11 protein-coding genes, 2 tRNA genes and 3 rRNA genes are annotated in these 17,213 nt (G+C 58.7%); 1 reads left to right on the forward strand and 15 read right to left on the reverse strand.

All coding sequences use genetic code 11. The features are described 5' to 3' along the window. Positions 1 to 38: 38 nt before the first annotated feature. From P8L30_02430 to era, 10 genes are all read right to left on the reverse strand, one after another. Entirely contained in the window at positions 39 to 743 is a 705-nt protein-coding gene (locus P8L30_02430) for an ABC transporter ATP-binding protein (GenBank protein ID MDG2239040.1), read from the reverse strand. After that, entirely contained in the window at positions 736 to 2,022 is a 1,287-nt protein-coding gene (locus tag P8L30_02435) for an ABC transporter permease (GenBank protein MDG2239041.1), read from the reverse strand. Before P8L30_02435 ends, P8L30_02430 begins: the two co-directional genes overlap by 8 nt. Next, positions 2,019 to 3,545, reverse strand: coding sequence for a lysine--tRNA ligase (gene lysS / locus P8L30_02440; GenBank protein ID MDG2239042.1), 1,527 nt, complete (start codon positions 3,543 to 3,545; stop codon positions 2,019 to 2,021). Before lysS ends, P8L30_02435 begins: the two co-directional genes overlap by 4 nt. A gap of 25 nt (positions 3,546 to 3,570) precedes the next feature. Next, the gene (prfB, locus tag P8L30_02445) at positions 3,571 to 4,632 is read right to left on the reverse strand and encodes a peptide chain release factor 2 (protein ID MDG2239043.1); all 1,062 of its coding nucleotides are present in this window, start codon (positions 4,630 to 4,632) and stop codon (positions 3,571 to 3,573) included. Between the two features lie 193 nt (positions 4,633 to 4,825). After that, complete coding sequence (locus P8L30_02450; GenBank protein ID MDG2239044.1) at positions 4,826 to 5,980, reverse strand: zinc-ribbon domain-containing protein; 1,155 nt, start codon at positions 5,978 to 5,980, stop codon at positions 4,826 to 4,828. A gap of 12 nt (positions 5,981 to 5,992) precedes the next feature. Further along, on the reverse strand, positions 5,993 to 6,670 hold the full coding sequence (locus tag P8L30_02455; protein MDG2239045.1) for a hypothetical protein: 678 nt from the start codon (positions 6,668 to 6,670) through the stop codon (positions 5,993 to 5,995). 59 nt (positions 6,671 to 6,729) lie between these two features. After that, positions 6,730 to 8,925 (reverse strand): ribonuclease R, encoded by a 2,196-nt coding sequence (rnr, locus tag P8L30_02460; protein MDG2239046.1) that lies wholly within the window; start codon positions 8,923 to 8,925, stop codon positions 6,730 to 6,732. Beyond that, positions 8,922 to 9,767: a hypothetical protein gene (locus tag P8L30_02465; protein ID MDG2239047.1), complete on the reverse strand. Its 846-nt coding sequence runs from the start codon at positions 9,765 to 9,767 to the stop codon at positions 8,922 to 8,924. Before P8L30_02465 ends, rnr begins: the two co-directional genes overlap by 4 nt. Then, positions 9,767 to 10,753 (reverse strand): hypothetical protein, encoded by a 987-nt coding sequence (locus P8L30_02470; protein MDG2239048.1) that lies wholly within the window; start codon positions 10,751 to 10,753, stop codon positions 9,767 to 9,769. Before P8L30_02470 ends, P8L30_02465 begins: the two co-directional genes overlap by 1 nt. Beyond that, positions 10,750 to 11,679, reverse strand: coding sequence for a GTPase Era (gene era / locus P8L30_02475; protein ID MDG2239049.1), 930 nt, complete (start codon positions 11,677 to 11,679; stop codon positions 10,750 to 10,752). Before era ends, P8L30_02470 begins: the two co-directional genes overlap by 4 nt. Before the next feature lie 189 nt (positions 11,680 to 11,868). On the opposite strand from era, the gene P8L30_02480 reads away from it, so the two are divergent. Beyond that, positions 11,869 to 12,435, forward strand: a complete 567-nt coding sequence (locus P8L30_02480) for a hypothetical protein (protein MDG2239050.1) — start codon at positions 11,869 to 11,871, stop codon at positions 12,433 to 12,435. Positions 12,436 to 12,584: 149 nt separating this feature from the next. On the opposite strand, the gene rrf is transcribed toward P8L30_02480, so the two are convergent. From rrf to P8L30_02505, 5 genes are all read right to left on the reverse strand, one after another. Continuing rightward, a 5S ribosomal RNA gene (gene rrf / locus P8L30_02485) occupies positions 12,585 to 12,701 on the reverse strand. A 123-nt stretch (positions 12,702 to 12,824) separates the two neighbouring features. Beyond that, positions 12,825 to 15,774, reverse strand: a 23S ribosomal RNA gene (locus P8L30_02490). A 385-nt stretch (positions 15,775 to 16,159) separates the two neighbouring features. Next, positions 16,160 to 16,235, reverse strand: a tRNA-Ala gene (locus tag P8L30_02495). A 52-nt stretch (positions 16,236 to 16,287) separates the two neighbouring features. After that, positions 16,288 to 16,364, reverse strand: a tRNA-Ile gene (locus P8L30_02500). A 237-nt stretch (positions 16,365 to 16,601) separates the two neighbouring features. Continuing rightward, positions 16,602 to 17,213: ribosomal RNA gene (locus tag P8L30_02505) — 16S ribosomal RNA — on the reverse strand; the annotation flags it as partial.

A 17,213-nucleotide genomic window follows, 5' to 3' on the forward strand; every position in this document is an offset into this window, starting at 1 on the left:
CGACAGCCGATGGGGTTCCGCTACGGTTTCGCACCTGGCTACACCCGAGTCGCGGGTTGGAGCCCACCCGATTCGAGAACGAGCTCACGGTCCGCACGAGCGGCGAGGTCCTGGTTGTGCGTCACAATGACCATAGACAGGCCTCGCTTCTCCTTCAGATCGAACAGCAGGTCGTGAAGTCTCCCGCTGGTCTCGCTGTCCAAGTTTCCGGACGGCTCATCCGCCAACAGTACAAGAGGTTCGTTCACCAGCGCCCTCGCCACTGCAACGCGCTGTTGCTCCCCCCCGGAAAGCTGTCGTGGCTTGTGCCCCTCTCGGTGATCGACGCCTACATCCATCAACAGTCCGCGCGCACGATCTCGAGCGGTCGACATATCCACACCACTGATCAGGGCCGGCATCATCACGTTCTCGAGCGCGCTGAATTCTCCGAGGAGGTGATGGAACTGAAAGACGAACCCGACATGACGGTTACGGACGTCCGCCAAGTCTTCGTCCGAGAGGTTCGCCACATCTCGTCCACCGAGCAGCACCGCACCGGCCGAAGGCCGATCCAAGGCTCCGAGCAGATGCAACAGAGTCGATTTCCCGGCTCCACTCGCGCCCACGATGGCTACCGCTTCGCTGGAGGCGAGCGTGAAGTCGATCTCCTTCAGGATGTGGAGATCCGTGCCATCTCCGGCACGAAAGGCCTTACTGACCCCCTCGGCCGTCAACGGGGCATGGTTGGTGACGTCAGTCATGACGGATCGCATCCACCGGCTCGAGGCGTGACGCCTGGATCGCCGGGTAGATCGTCGCCAAGAACGCGACCACGATACTTGCCACGACGATCTTCCCGACGTCGTCCAGTTGCAGCGAAACCGGCAAGTGGTCCACGAAATAGACATCGGGTGGAATCTTGATCAGTTCGTAGCGACCAAGGATGAGCGCAAGCGCCACCCCGAGCACTGTGCCGAGCGCCGTCCCCATCACGCCGATCCACGCACCCTGCAATACAAAGACGCGGAGGATGCCGGCGCGTGTCATGCCCATAGCCTTCAAGATCCCGATTTCCCTGGTACGGTCGGCCACGACCATCACTAGCGTGCTCACGATGTTGAACGCGGCAACGAGCACGATCAGGAAAAGAATCAGCCCCATAGCGATCTTTTCAAGCTTTAGGGCGCTGAAGAGGGCACGATTGGTGACCTCCCAAGACTCCACGTAGTAAGGGAAGCCGAGTCGGTCCTGAATCGCTCCGGCAATCTCAGTCGCCCGGGACGGGTCGACTGTGCGAACCCCGATTCCTCCGGCGACAGACGGATCGTCGATTCCCACGAGCTCTTGGGCGTGGGCCAAAGTCGTGTAGACGTTCTGCAGGTCGTAGTCGTACATCCCGGTCTCGAACGTGCCCGTCACCTGAAAACGGCGCAGCGTGGGCGCGAGTCCGCCCATCACGTTGGCACTCAGATTCTCGAAAGATGCCACGACCACAGTGTCACCGACGAAGAGCTGCATTCGGTCCGCCAGGAGTCTCCCCATGAGAAGCGGAGGAAGGTCGGAGTCCACGCTTTCGAGACTCGCCGCACCTTCCATAATGCGACGCTCCATGTCAGTGGGCGGGGTCTGGGTGGTGTCGAGCTGGACACCGAAGAGACTCGCGGACTGCGGATAGAACGACTCGGTACCAGAACGCACGACCGACACGCTGGAAAGGACCCAAGGAGCCGCGCCAACCACACCCTCCACCTCGAGCACGTCCTCGACGACCTGTTCCCAGTTGTTCAAGCGGAGACTGGTCCCCGCTTCAAGGATCCGGACGTGCGCTGTCGACTCGAGAATCTTCCCCTGCAGGTCCTCCTGCATTCCGGTCATGACCGCGATCACGATCACCAGAGCCGTCACTCCGACGGTCACTCCACCCAACGCGATCCAGGTGATTAGCGACAGGAGCCCACGACCACGTCCCGCTCCCAGGTAGTGACGCGCGATGAACCAATACAACTGTCCGCGTCCCTTCGAGCGCGGGGATCCCGTCACTCTTCGTTCCGGAGGATCGGGAAGAGAATCACATCGCGAATCGACGCCTGGTTGGTCAACATCATCACCAGCCGGTCCACGCCCATCCCCACGCCTCCGGTTGGCGGCATCCCGTACTCCAGGGCGCGGATGTAGTCGTCGTCGATCTGCTGGGCCTCATCGTCACCGGCCTCCCTAAGCGACGCCTGTGCCTCGAAGCGTTCCCGTTGATCGACAGGGTCGTTCAACTCGGAAAACGCATTGAAGATCTCGGCGCCCGCCATGTACATCTCGAACCGCTCCGTAAGACGCGGATCGTTCCGGTGAGGCTTTGCCAACGGGCTCAGCTCCTTCGGGTGATCGATCACGAAGGTCGGCTGAATGAGACCGGGCTCCACGAGTTCTCCGAACAGCTTGTCGATGAGCTTCCCTCGCCCTGCACCGTCGAGATCAGGGACCTTCAGCTCTTCGGCCTTGGCCCGCAGGTCTGCATCACTCATTTCGTGAACATCCATCCCCAACGCGTCGGACAACCCCGACACCAAACCGAGACGCTTGAACGGGGGGGCGAAGTGGATCTCGTGCTCACCGTGCTGGACGGTCCGACTGCCGATCACTGTGTCCAAAACGTGCAAGACCATTCGCTCCACGAGGTCCATCTGGTCTTCATAGTCCGAAAACGCCTGGTACCATTCGAGCATGGTGAACTCAGGATTGTGAACCTTGCTGAGCCCCTCGTTCCTGAAGTCCTTCGAAATCTCGTAGACGCGGTCCAAGCCGCCGACGATCAGGCGCTTCAGGTACAGCTCGTCCGCAATGCGGAGGTACATCTCTTGGTCCAAAGCATGATGCTTCGTAACAAAAGGCCGAGCAGACGCACCACCATAGAGCGGCTGGAGAACCGGTGTCTCAACCTCGAGAAAGCCCTCTCCATCCAAGAACGTGCGTAGCGCTGTGATGATCCGTGAACGCGTCTTGAACACCTCACGAACGTCCGGATGTACAGCGAGATCCGCGTAGCGCTGACGGTATCTAGCCTCCTGGTTCACAAAGCCGGAGTGCACCGTACGCTCACCCGTCTCGGAATCCGTTTCGACCTTCCCGAAGGGCAGCGGCCTGAGCGACTTGGTCAGGAGGGTGTAGGACTCAGCGCGGATCGTGACCTCACCTGTCCGTGTCCGGAAGGCAGGCCCTTCGACTCCGACCCAGTCTCCAAGATCGATCAGATCCAGCTCTTCAAAGCGCTCGTCGCCGATCACGTTCTTTTTGAAATAGACCTGCACACGTCCGTGTCCGTCTTCGATGTGGGCGAAGGCACTCTTTCCATGCCCCCTCCATCCGACGATTCGGCCCCCGATCGACGCCCGAGGTCCATCCCCATCCTCCGTGAGTGCCTCGGCTTCCTCAGCGGCCTCGAACTCAGTGACGAGCGCAGCGGATGCATGGGATGGGGAAAAATTGTACGCGAACGGCTCGATGTTCTGCTCACGCAACGCGTCGAGCTTCTCCCGGCGAACGCGGAGTACCTGGCTTAGATCTTCCATATGTTTTTCCTGGGCGGTCAGAGGACTAATCCTCCGACGGAGCCCCGATCATTTTCAGATAGGCTTCGATGAATGGATCGAGATCACCGTCCATCACTCTTTGGACGTCGGTGAGCTTCAACTCGGTGCGATGGTCGTTCACCATCGTGTACGGTTGGAACACGTAAGAGCGGATTTGGCTCCCCCACCCGATATCCTGCTTGGTGGCTTCTAGGACAGCTCGCTCTTTTTCTTTTTCCAGGAGCGCGTGCTGATAGAGCGCGGCCCGGAGCATCTTCATTGCAGTCGCGCGATTCTTGTGCTGAGAACGCTCCTGCTGACAGGCAACCACAATACCCGTTGGGCCATGCGTGAATCGCACCGCCGAGTCGGTCTTGTTGACGTGCTGCCCACCCGCACCTGATGCCCGATAGGTATCAACTCTGAGGTCACCTTCGTCGATCTCGATCTCGATGTCGTCATCCACCTGCGGGTAGATGAAGACGCTCGCGAACGATGTGTGGCGCCTGGATTGTGCGTCGAAGGGCGAAATCCGCACGAGTCGATGGACTCCCCCTTCAGCCTTCAGAAACCCGTATGCACTTTCCCCGTTGATCTCGAGCGTCGCCGACTTGATTCCACCTTCCTCCGCGGGCTGGAGGTCCATCACCTCGACGGAAAAACCGCGGCGCTCGGCCCAGCGGCTGTACATGCGCATCAGCATCTCAGCCCAGTCCTGGGATTCTAGGCCACCGGCGCCGGGGTTGATCGTGATGATCGCCTCACGGTGATCATCCTCCCCCTGAAGCATCGTTCGGAGTTCCAATGACTCGACCGCGACCACCTGGGCTGCCAGCTCTTTCACGAACTCGGCCTCGAGATCCGGGTCCGCCTCTTCTTCGAGCAACTCAGCCATCGTCTTTAGGTCAGCCACACCCTCGTCGAGCGCGTGCCAGGGCTCGACCCACGCTTTCAAACGGTTGGACTCGTCGATGATCCCCTTGGCGTGCTCCTGATTGTCCCAGAAGCCCGGCTGGGCCATCTCCTGATCGAGGATCGTCAGGCGTTCCTGGCGTGCAGAGAGGTCAAAGATACCCCCTGAGCTCACTGACCTTATGGTCGAGCTCTTCGAGCTTCTGCTTCTGCTCTCTGTTCATGGTCGGGGCTTGCCGAGGGGTAGTGCGGATCGAAACGAGGCGGGGAAACAGACAGGAGGGGCCGTCCGCAACACGGACGGCCCCTCCGCTGCCCCACAGCCCGGAATATACCTGGCCGGATTAGGCCCATCAACGGCGGAAAGCCTAGAAGATGGACTCTCCCTCAGCCAACACGTCGTTCAGAGCTTCGCGCCAGAAGCCCTGGCCGTCGCCCTCCGCCATTTCCGGGCCCACCTGCTCGACGTATTCCTTCCACGACTTGTCGATTTCTTCCTCAAAGTCCTCTTTCAGCGTCCCACTCGCTACGGCGTTCATGTGCCGATCCGCGTTGTAGCTGATCATGTCTGAAACCAGCACCCGAGCGAGGCGTTTCGCCTTCTCTTTGGGATCCCGTTTTCCGAACGTGAAGCCCCTGACTGCAGGCGCTGCCTCCTCCGGTTCTGGGGCGGCGACATCTTCAACGACGGAGACCTCGCCGAACGACGGCAATTCGTCTGCGGGCTCCTCAGCAACGGGCTCCGCGCCGAATGATGGCAGTGCTTCTTCACCCTCCGTGACAGGCGCTTCTCCGAACGAGGGCAAGCCGTCGTCGGAGTCATCGACCGCCGGCTCGGCACCGAACGAGGGAAGGTCCTCTTCTGACTCCGCCGCGGGCGGTTCGCCGAACGACGGCTCCGGGGGAGCTTCTTGTGCAGCCGGTTCCTCGGTCGCGGATTCACCTCCGAAGAACCGCCCCGAAGACATCGTGTCTTCAGTCAGGGCGGTCTCCACATGGAGATGGCGAAATGGCATCCGACCTCGGCCCTCGGGACTGATCTCGACATCATCCGGATCTACCGACACTTCGGGCTCGATCACCCAATCATCGGGCGAGTCCACGATGCCACTGTCTTCGTCCGGGGGCGCGTCCTCGGTCACCGGGTCGACTACGGCCTCGATGACCTCCGGCTCCGAATACAAGGCAGGCTCGGACTCACGGTCCACGCTGGAAGGTGCTTCTGTCACGACTTGAGCCTCGTCAGCCAGCTCAACCTCGTATGCCGCTTCTGCCTCCGGTGCCTCCTCCACGACAGGTTCCGGCTCGGGCTCGGGTTCCGGCTCAGCTTCAGCGATCGGTTCGGGCGTAGCATCGACCGCGACCTCCGGTACGACCGGCGCCTCTTCAACAGGCTTCGGACGCTCGACTCGAATCACGTGACCGCACGAACTACAACGCGCGTTGACGCCCGCTTCCGGGATCTTGTTCGGGTCTACTGGGAATGTGGCACTACAAGTCGGGCATTCGACCGTGATGACCATGACAGGCTCGGTTCAGGTGTTCGCTTCTGCAGGCACAGTCGGACTCGGCGATCGCGCCACTGACTCCGCCTCCGTCGCGGCGGCGGTCTCCAATGTCGGCGATTGGTGCCGCTGGTCAACCACATACTTCGATCCGGGCAGAGATTTCGCGTACGTCTTCATCTCCGGGGCCAGCTCACCGATCATCGCATCGAGGCCCGCATAACACACGTTGAACTTCTCACCCACACCACGACGTTTTCCCACGTCGAGAGCGATGTGGTTCGTGCCCGGCAGGCGTGTCGTCGGGTGGACCGACACGTCACGGTCCGTACGCTTCAGGACCTGCTCGAGTCGCAGTTTTCGTTCCCGCTCGGGAAGCGAGTCCTGCACGACCTCGCCGGCTCCGGCCTGCAAGAGGTCAGCCGACCGTGTCGTAGAAGCGTCTCCACCCACCAAAACGACGAGCGGGATAATACCGGTGAAAAAATCTTCCTTCAACATTTTCACCAGAGCTACCATCTCCCCATTCTGATTCGATGTCTCAAGAAACAGACAGGCGGGCATGGTTCGATTAAGCAGCGCGCGTACCTCGGCAGATTGCTCAATGGACACGACCTCCAGTTCGTTCTCGGCTGCGAAATCGGAGACGTGAGAAGACGGGCCTGAGCGACCCCTTCCGTAATAGAGAACTGTCTTGTCGGAAGCCATTGAAACTCGCGCGGAGGGCTGCGCCGGAGGCTGAGGCGATCCGATCGCGGACGCGTGCGTCAATTCGTTGATGTGCCACTGCTTATCAGCATGAAGTCCACCTGGCGGGCCTCCTTGTCGACGCGCGCTACCTGAACGCTCACTCGATCCCCCAACCTGAACCGCCGCCGCCCGCGTTCACCAATCAACGCATGCGCTTCCGCATTGAGTCGATAGAAATCGTCTCTGAGCGAGTTCACGTGGACTAGGCCATCCACGAAATATCGATCGAGCGTAACGAAAAATCCGAACGCTGCGACGCCTGAGATACGACCGTCGAAATCTTCACCAAGGTGACGCTCCATGAACTCGACCTTCTTCATGGCCACGGAGGCGCGTTCCGCCCGGACGGCCGACTGCTCTCGCATGCTGGTTCGATCCGCCAGGGACCGGAGTTCGTCCGGATTCCAGTCTCGCGCCGGCTCTCCCTCCACCAAGGACGCAATGACCTCTCTGTGTACCATGAGGTCTGGATAGCGTCGAATGGGACTCGTAAAGTGCAAGTAGGCCTCCGAGGCCAACCCGAAGTGGCCAAGGTTGTCGGGATCGTACCGAGCCTTGGTCAACGAGCGGAGGACGACGTTCGATACGAGATCCGCCTCCGGCTTCCCTTCCACAGCTCGCAAGAGTCCCTGTAAATCGCGCGGCATGAGCGCCTTCCTTTGGGACAGCCCGTGGCCGAGTCTCCCGAGGAGTTCGCGGAGCTCCTCGACCTTCCCTTCGGGCGGCGGCTCGTGGATGCGATACAACGCTGGGATCTTCTTAGTATGTAGGTCTTCTGCCACCGTCTCATTTGCGAGAATCATGAAATCCTCCACGAGCCGATGGCTTTCGAGCCGCTCTCTCCTCTGGATATCGACCGGAATGCCGCGCTCGTCGAGGATGACCTTGGCTTCGGGTAAGTCGAAGTCCAGCGCACCACGCCCTAGCCGCACATCACGGACCGCCCGAGCGATGTCGTCCAGTCGGCGTATTGCTGCATCAGCATCCGCACCCACGCTGCCTTCGCCGTCCAACACCTCTTGGACATCCTCATAGGCAAAGCCGTGGGTGCATCGAATCATGGTCCGCTCATACCGACGGCTATACACACGACCCGAAAAGTCGACCGTCATAAAGAGAGACACAGCGAAACGCACCTGGCCCTCCTGCAGCGAGCACACCTCGGCCGAGAGTACTTCCGGCAACATGGGCACGGTGCGATCAACGAGATATACGCTCGTGCCCCGACTTACCGCTTCGAGGTCGACCTCCCCTCCTTCTTCCACGAAGTGGGAGACGTCAGCGATGTGCACACCAACTTCGAAGCGGTTGTCGCCGAGATCGATTATTGAGAGCGCATCGTCATGGTCTTTCGCATCGGCCGGGTCGATGGTGAACACGAGCAAGTCGGTACGGTCTACACGATTCGCCCCCGGCTCATCCATGCCCAAACGCGCCGCCTCAGCGGCCGCCTCCGTCACAGAGGGCGGAAAGTCGAACGACACCCCGAAGCCATGGCCAACCGCGAGCACATCAACGCCGGGGGCGGTCAACGCTCCGAGCACCTTCTCGACCAGCCCCACGGGACCCAGTCGACCCTCCCCGTAGGATTCAATCCGCACGACGACGATGTCGCCGTCCTCCGCTTCGCCGGACGCCCCCTCTGGAATCAGCACGTCCTTGATCAGCCTACCATCCATCGGCACGACGAAATCGAGACGGCCGGCTCCATGGAACGTCCCGACAATCGTTTCCCGCGCGCGCTCCAGAATTTTGATGACCCGAGCAACGGGGTTGCGGTCCCTCGGTCGAGCCTCGATTCGGGCGACCACACGATCTCCGTCCATCGCAGTCGCCAGTTGCTGCCCAGGAACAAAAAGATCGGATCCACCGGAGTCGGAGCGCACGAAACCGTCCCCGCTCTTGGTGATCGAGATCACCCCAGGGGTAAGCTCCATACTTTCCGGCACCCCGAAACGGTGTCCCTTCACACGATAGATCTTCCCAGCCCGCTCGAGCCCCGCAAGCATCCGCTTGAACCGCCGGTAGTCATTCGTGGGAATGCGCAGCGCCTTAGCGATTTCTTTCGGCTTCATGGGCCCTGATGTAGACCCGGCCAAGAGACCCAAGACGCGACCCTCATCTCCGGGACCCTTTCCAAGGCCCCTTCCAGGGCTCTTTCCGGGGCCCTTCCCGGGGCCCTTTCCGGGGCCCTTTGATCGCCGACGAGTCATCGGCCCACCGGAACGTGCAGTCGAGCCGACCAGCCGACCCCAGTTCGTCCCTGGGCAACACCGAAGTCCAACGGCGTAACACCCGAAGGACTGTGCCGACCCAGGAATGCGTCCACGGCAGAAACGAGATGGTTGGCGATGACAACTCCCAAGACAGTTGTGGCCTGACGGAAGCGGTCATCACTTGCTTCGATGCGGCCACTCAACTCGGCCTGCCCCGCAGCATCATCGGACCAATCCCAAAGGAAGCCGTTTCCGTAGGCGTTGTCTTCATAATAGGCCCGCGCCTGTTCGAAGCCGGGATCACCAACTTGCCCCGGCGTGCCTCCCAGGAATAGGCCCTGCGCCCTCGCCCATATCGTGCCGTTGTAACTGCCCGCATCCGCCTCGGGCTGAAGACCTGGTTGAATCGGGTCGGAGTCGAACGCACCTGAGCGAGTCCACTTCGTCAGGGTCTCGTAATAGTCGAAGTCCCCGTCCACACGCGATCCGGCCTGAAGCCTTCCGTTTGACCAGGCGAAGTCGCGGTACCCCGTCCGGAGATCGTTTCCCGACGCACGACGTTCGAAAAACACCGCCCAACCCAGAACTTCGACAGCGCCGAACAACCACTTCCGCGCGCGGCCTTGCCGGTGCTGCCCGAGTCCTGGGACAAACAGAGACAAACCCGCGGCACGCGCGGCTTCCGACTCCGATCCTTGCAGCGTCGCGGCCGCCGCCCCGCCGCCGTCCCTAACGACCGCACTACCCTCAGGCCACTCGGGCACGGGCCGGACCTGTGCGTTCGCGAAGCCCGGAAGCACGACGCACATCAGGAATAACAAGCCGGATGGGCTGCGCATCAGAACCGAATGGAGAAGGTGACGTGAACGGGCTCCGATTCAGCGGTCAAGATCGAAGTTGCAAGAGACTTCGCGATCGAGAGGTCGAATTGTTCGTAGCGTAGCCCCAATCCGACCCGGGTCCCGTCCCGATCCTGATCGCCCAAGACGTAACCCGCACGTAAGTACATGGCGTCTTCGATACCGGCCGTGAGTTCTCCGCCCACGTAGAGCGACAGGTTGCCGGGGTCTCTCAGTCGATCCTGCACCTCGACTGCGATCCAGCCAGACAACTCGGGGTCATCCGTCAGGGCACTCACGAGATCATACGCCACAGCAACTCTGACCCTGGTTGGGAGCGGATCGGCCTGTTCTGCGTTGAGCACCTGGAGAGCCGGACCCAGGTGTGCGACCATCGCCGCGATTCGTAGACTCGGAGATGGCCTGATCTGCAAGCCGGCATCCATCGCATAACTCGTCGCCGTCGTGCCAACGTCAGGACAGAACGTCCCACGACACGCTGTTCTGAACTGGACCACCTTGAAGTTCACTCCCGCGTTGACCCAATCCAGCAGTCGAGCTGCCGCAGATACCACCCCGAGGTGATTCCTCACGGTCAACGTGCCCAGAAAATTGCCGTTCGAATCCGTCAGGTCCTGGTTGCCTACATCATGGAGGAAGTACGAAGCGCTGATCGCGCCCAGGCCAGATTGAGCCAAAACCGTAGAAATGGCTGTGCCGGTGCCCGCAACGTTGTCCCCGCGGTACAAGACGAACTGTCTCTCATCGACGTCCGCCAGCCCTGCTGGGTTCCAGAACACCGATTCCACGCCCCCCATAGCGGTCATCGCCCGCCCCAGAGCGACGCCCTTTGCCCCGATCGGCAACAACAGGAACAGTGCCCCCTCTGCGGAGGTCGATCCATGGCCTTGTGCTCGGACCGGCATCGGCACTGAGGCCAGACAGGCCACCAGAAGCACGAGAAGATTACGGAAGAGAGCTGTCATTCATCCTCAGGAATGCGAAAGCCGAGTTGATTGAGGTGTGAACGGTTCTTACGCCACCCCTTGAGTGGCTTTACCCATAGGTCGAGGTACACACGCTCGCCAAGAAAGTGCTCGATCTTCTTCCGTGCGCAGGTGCCCAGGGCCCGGATTGCCGCGCCCTGATTTCCGATGACGATGCCCTTCTGGGACTTTCGCTCCACAAAGACGTTCATCTGGATGTAGACGGGGTCCCCGCCCTCACGGAACTCCTCCACCTGGCACATCACAGAATAGGGAATTTCCTGATGATACTGCTCGAAAATGCACTCTCGTACGAGTTCGGCCACGAAAAAACGGACGGGGTCGGACGCGATATCGTCCTCAGGGTACAAAAAGGGACCGGCAGGGAGTTTTTCCCGCACCTCGGCCAAGAGCGCCTCAGCCCCATCACCCTCGAGAGCCGAAATGTGATGGACCGGGCCCTCGACGTTGTCCGCCAGCCAGGCGTCCCACGCAGCAACCATCGCGACCGGCGCCTCGTCGATCTTGTTCAACGCCACGACGATTGGAGCTCGTGCTTCTTCCAGCGCCCGCTCTATGCGTGCCGTCTCCTTGGTGTCGGGCCGCCGGCCCGCGTCGATCACAAGCAGGACAACGTCCGCCTCTGAGAGCGCTTCGAGGGCCGCGCCTAGCATGGCGCGCTGAAGGAGGTCTTTTGCCTCCAGTAAGCCCGGGGTATCTAGAAAAATGAGCTGATCGGAGTCCACGGTGAGGAGCCCCGTCACCCGTTGCCACGTCGTCTGGGCCTTCGACGTCACAATAGAGAGGTGTTGGCCAATGAGTCGGTTGAGCAGCGTCGACTTTCCGGCGTTCGGTCGCCCAAGCAGCGTGACGTACCCAGTCCGGGTAGCACTCAACTCGGAGTTCGATAGTTCAGAGACAGTCATAGCCCAATTCTAAGCGATTCTGGGGTGTGCCCAACCCGGGCTGCCGAATTCACAGAGCACCCGGGTTCCTTATCATGGGCGGGTGACCTCCGTTTTCTTTCCATCGGCCCTGCGCGGCCGGGCAGATTGGCCTTCCCGGAACATCGAATCGCCCCCATTGACGTCCTCGGCGCGGAATCGAATAACTGCATGAACGAACTCCCCAGCTTCTCGAAGAGCGACACCGACCGAATCCTCAGAAGGGCCGCGGAAATCGACGGCTCAGAGGAAGCGGGACCCGTGTCCGTCGAAGAACTCCGTTCGATTGCTAGTGAGGCAGGTTTCGGGGCTCAAGCAGTGGAACGGGCCATCGCAGAAGCCCAACGGGCAGCTGTGGCCACAATCCAGCGGAATCCGGTGCAAAAACCCGGCCTCGTATGGGTTTTCATGTCCACCACGCGGACGATTCCTATAGAGCTGAACTCTGAACAGCTCATGTGGGCCATTCGGCTCTTTGCGCCCTACCGGGAGGGCCCGCCTCAAGTGAACCTCGAGGCCGACCGAATCACCTGGCGCGAACGAAAGGGCCTGCGATTCACCGTCACGCCTGGTGGAGGGGTAACGGAGGTCAGCGTAGTGATCTCCCGCCCCCTGATCCGACGCAGACGTATGAAGGGCTGGATTAGCGACGCCGCCGACCGGCTCGAGTCGCTGATCTTAATGGTCGCGGCACTGGATCAGAAAACCGGCAATCCCCTGCTTCCGCCAACGACCTGACGTATCGCACGACACAGTCGGCCCTATATTACAGTGATATAACCACTTAGCGGCTTCTCGATTGCTCTCCCAATACCAGCTGAAGGGACCAATTCGTCCCAACGAAGAAAGCCCCCGGAATCCAAGATTCCGGGGGCTCTCCGTTAATAAGTCGGCGACGACGTACTCTCCCACCGGGCGACCCCGGCAGTACCATCCGCGCTGTAGAGCTTAACGGCCGTGTTCGGGATGGGAACGGGTGTAGCCTCTACGCCATAGTCACCGACAAAGGTGATAACAGAGGTCGAGAGAGTGAGAGCCTAAGCCATAACGGCGGCTACGTCCCCGTGGAACGCGGGGTTTAACCGCGAACGGGGCTGTAGCATGGTAAAACTGACCGGGTGGAGGAGCCGGTCAAGCCTCACGGGCGATTAGTACAGCTCGGCTTCACATGTTGCCACGCTTCCACCTGCTGCCTATCAACGTGCTAGTCTCGCACGGCCCTTCTGAGAGTCCGAAGACTCTGGGAGTATTCATCTTGGAGGGGGCTTCCCACTTAGATGCTTTCAGCGGTTATCCCTTCCCGACGTAGCTACCCGGCGATGCCCCTGGCGGGACAACCGGTACACAAGTGGTCAGTCCTTCCCGGTCCTCTCGTACTAGGGAAAGCTCTCCTCAATACTCCAACGCCCACGACGGATACAGACCGAACTGTCTCACGACGTTCTGAACCCAGCTCGCGTGCCGCTTTAATGGGCGAACAGCCCAACCCTTGGGACCTTCTTCAGCCCCAGGATGCGACGAGCCGACATCGAGGTGCCAAACCCTTCCGTCGATGTGAACTCTTGGGAAGGATCAGCCTGTTATCCCCGGGGTAGCTTCTATCCGTTAAGCCATGGCCCTTCCACTCGGGACCATAGGATCACTTTGGCCGGCTTTCGCCCCTGCTCGACTTGTCTGTCTTGCAGTCAAGCTCCCTTATGCCAATGCACTCGACAGGTGATTACCATCCACCTTGAGGGAACCATTGCGCGCCTCCGTTACTCTTTCGGAGGCGACCGCCCCAGTCAAACTGCCCATCATGCGCTGTCCCAGTGCTTGCTCACTGGTGAGGAGTACAAAATTAGAAATGGGGTATTCCACTGGCGGCTCCCCACAACCTGACGGTCATGGTTCAAAGCCTCCCCCATATACTATATAACTAATCACATACGCCAGCGCAAAACTGCAGTAAAGCTCCACGGGGTCTATTTGTCCTGCTGCGGGTAGGCCGCGTCTTCACGGCCATCTCAATTTCGCCGAGTCCTTCGTTGAGACAGTGCCCAGATCGTTACGCCATTCGTGCGGGTCGGAACTTACCCGACAAGGAATTTCGCTACCTTAGGACCGTTATAGTTACGGCCGCCGTTCACCGGGGCTTCAGTTCTGGCCTCTCAGCCATCTCCTTAACCTTCCGGCACTGGGCAGGCGTCAGCCCCTATACATCCCATTACTGGTTCGCAGAGACCTGTGTTTTTGTTAAACAGTCGCCTGGGCCTGCTCACTGCGGCCCTCGCGATGCTCCACACGTAAAGTGCTTCACTCACAAGGGCGCTCCTTCTCCCGAAGTTACGGAGCTATTTTGCCGAGTTCCTTAACGAAGGTTCTCTCGTTCGCCTTACGGTACTTACCGTCGCCCACCTGTGTCGGTTTGCGGTACGGACACCATATGCACTCGATGTCGATGCTTTTCTAGCCAGCATGGACTCAACAGAGTCGTTTTGACCGAGGTCTCCACTGCCCCCCACACCCTCCGCTTAACCTGACAACGGATTTTCCTATCGTCAGACGCCTACGGTGTAGGGACGGACCATGTCCACAGGGCCCGCTCTGTCTATCCTTCTGGGTCACACCTCACATCTCAAACGCCCATATGGTGGGGCAGGAATACTTACCTGCTGTCCATCGCCTACGGCTCTCGCCCTCGGCTTAGGCCCGCCTAACTCTACGCGGATTAGCTTTGCGTAGGATCCCTTGGGCTTACGGCGTTCAGGGTTCTCACCTGAATTTCGCTACTCATGCCAACATTCTCACTTCTGTACGCTCCACTGACGGTCACCCGCACAGCTTCATCGCATACAGAACGCTCCTCTACCGACCGCTAAAAAGCGGTCCCCTAGCTTCGGTACCATGCTTGAGCCCCGTTACATTGTCGGCGCCCGGCCACTCGACCAGTGAGCAGTTACGCACTCTTTAAATGATGGCTGCTTCTAAGCCAACATCCTGGTTGTCTATGCAACTGGACATCCTTGCACACTGAGCATGGATTTAGGGACCTTAGCCGGGGGTCTGGGTTGTTTCCCTCTTGACCATGGAAGTTAGCTCCCACAGTCTCACTCCCGCGTTCTAATCTTCTGGTATTCCCGGTTTGATTGGGTTTGGTAAGCGCTATGCCCCCTAGTCCATTCAGAGCCATACCCCCAGAAGAAAACACACGAGGCTGTACCTAGATACATTTCGAGGAGAACCAGCTATCTCCGAGTTCGATTGGAATTTCTCCGCTACCCACAGGTCATCCAACTGATTTGCAGCTCAGGAAGGTTCGAGCCTCCACGGGGCATTACTCCCGCTTCACTCTGCCCATGGGTAGATCACTCGGTTTCGGGTCTACGTCCAGCCACTTTCGCCCTCTTAAGACTCGCTTTCGCTACGGCTCCACGACTCTCATCGCTTAACCTTGCCACTGAACGTAACTCGTTGGCTCATTCTTCAATAGGCACGCTGTCACCAATTCGCGAACGAACTGGCTCCAACTGCTTGTAAGCATGCGGTTTCAGGAACTATTTCACTCCCCTTTCGGGGTACTATTTCACCTTTCCCTCACGGTACTATACGCTATCGGTCGCCTGGAGTATTTAGCCTTGGAAAGTGGTCTTCCCAGATTCATACGGGATTTCTCGTGTCCCGCACTACTCAGGATACAGCTCGGAGTTGTTTCAATGTCACTTACTGGGCTGTCACCATCTGTGGCGCGCCGTCCCAGGCGCTTCAGTTATCGAAACAATTTGTAACTCCATATGAACTGTCCTACAACCCCGCCTTCCGCAGAAGACGGTTTGGGCTGTTCCCCGTTCGCTCGCCGCTACTAAGGGAATAATCTCTATTCCTCAGGGTACTTAGATGTTTCAGTTCCCCCGGTTCCCTCCATCTGATTTATGTGTTCAATCAGCGGTAACTCAAAAAAATTGAGCTGAGTTGCCTCATTCGGATACCCCCGGTTAAGCTCGCTTGACAGCTAGCCAGGGATTTTCGCAGTCACGCCACGTCCTTCATCGGCTCCAGGCGCCAAGGCATCCACCACACGCCCTTAGTAACTTGACCCTCCGTCAAGCTCGCTCCACATCTTATTCGATATGACTCGACGCTTGCAGGATTCCCTAAATCTAATTATCACGTCAGGTAAACCTGGGTGATTTAGATTTAGTTAAATATTTTGTGTTATCTACTAATTGCTTGTTTGCTTGGATGCGCACTCTTCTGACCTAAATCAAAAGAGATGACGCAATCTTATGCATGCTGTCCTTCAATAAATTGAAAGACAACATTCTCTATCAACATTACCTCTCGTAAGAGAGATAACGCTGTGTTTGCAGTATATATGCAGTCTTCAACTTGAAAAGTTCCGTACCAGATCAACACTGGTATACACAAACGACCATGTGGTCGATAGTGACGAATGGTTTAAATACCTCGCGAATGGCAGTTGTGGTGGAGCCAGAGGGTCTCGAACCCTCGACCTCCTGCTTGCAAAGCAGGCGCTCTCCCAACTGAGCTATGGCCCCTCTTAAACAACTTACTTCCCAAAAGTTTCGATCGGGAAGCCAGCTCACAGCCTGGTGGGCCATGGTGGACTCGAACCACCGACCTCAGTCTTATCAGGACTGCGCTCTAACCACCTGAGCTAATGGCCCAGCGAGGCAGTGTCACACATGACACGTACCTTAACGGCTGGAGAGCAAATAGAATTCCTCGCGTGAATCCATAACGAGATCTGTAAAACATTTCATACCTAGGGACAGATAACCCTATAGATTTGGTATGAACCGATCGATCTGAAGCCTGTCATCTAATCAATCAAGACAACGTCTTGAAGGTTGGTGTGTAAAACGAATTCTACAAACCAAATAGATGTGAAATGGCTCCTTTAGAAAGGAGGTGATCCAGCCGCACCTTCCGGTACGGCTACCTTGTTACGACTTCGTCCCAGTTACCAGCCCCACCTTGAGCGCCTGCCTCCCGAAGGTTGGCTTAGCGATTTCAGGTGTTGCCGACTTCCATGACGTGACGGGCGGTGTGTACAAGGCCCGGGAACGTATTCACCGTAGTATGGCTGACCTACGATTACTAGCAACTCCGGCTTCATGCAGGCGAGTTGCAGCCTGCAATCCGTACTGAGGATGGTTTTGTCCGATTAGCTCCACCTCGCGGTATCGCGACGGTCTGTACCATCCATTGTAGCGTGCGAGTAGCCCAGGACGTAAGGGCCATGCTGATTTGACGTCGTCCTCGCCTTCCTCCTGGTTTCGCCAGGCAGTCCCGTGTGAAAAATACAACACACGGCAAGGGTTGCGCTCGTTGCGGGACTTAACCCAACACCTCACGGCACGAGCTGACGACAACCATGCAGCACCTGTGATATGGCCCGAAGGAAACTGACTTTCACCAGCTGTCCATATCATGTCAAACCTTGGTAAGGTTCTTCGCGTAGCTTCGAATTAAACCGCACGCTCCGCTGCTTGTGCGGGCCCCCGTCAATTCCT

It is taken from the genome of Longimicrobiales bacterium (assembly GCA_029245345.1).
Taxonomy (GTDB): Bacteria; Gemmatimonadota; Gemmatimonadetes; order Longimicrobiales; family Gaopeijiaceae; genus CALFPJ01.

Excerpts from the sequence above, each read along its gene's own strand:
- P8L30_02480 (MDG2239050.1), top strand. The coding sequence starts at position 11,869 with ATGAACGAACTCCCCAGCTTCTCGAAGAGCGACACCGACCGAATCCTC.
- era (MDG2239049.1), bottom strand. The coding sequence starts at position 11,679 with ATGACTGTCTCTGAACTATCGAACTCCGAGTTGAGTGCTACCCGGACT.
- rnr (MDG2239046.1), bottom strand. The coding sequence starts at position 8,925 with ATGACTCGTCGGCGATCAAAGGGCCCCGGAAAGGGCCCCGGGAAGGGC.
- P8L30_02450 (MDG2239044.1), bottom strand. The coding sequence starts at position 5,980 with ATGGTCATCACGGTCGAATGCCCGACTTGTAGTGCCACATTCCCAGTA.
- P8L30_02470 (MDG2239048.1), bottom strand. The coding sequence starts at position 10,753 with ATGACAGCTCTCTTCCGTAATCTTCTCGTGCTTCTGGTGGCCTGTCTG.
- P8L30_02465 (MDG2239047.1), bottom strand. The coding sequence starts at position 9,767 with ATGCGCAGCCCATCCGGCTTGTTATTCCTGATGTGCGTCGTGCTTCCG.
- P8L30_02430 (MDG2239040.1), bottom strand. The coding sequence starts at position 743 with ATGACTGACGTCACCAACCATGCCCCGTTGACGGCCGAGGGGGTCAGT.
- P8L30_02455 (MDG2239045.1), bottom strand. The coding sequence starts at position 6,670 with ATGGCTTCCGACAAGACAGTTCTCTATTACGGAAGGGGTCGCTCAGGC.
- lysS (MDG2239042.1), bottom strand. The coding sequence starts at position 3,545 with ATGGAAGATCTAAGCCAGGTACTCCGCGTTCGCCGGGAGAAGCTCGAC.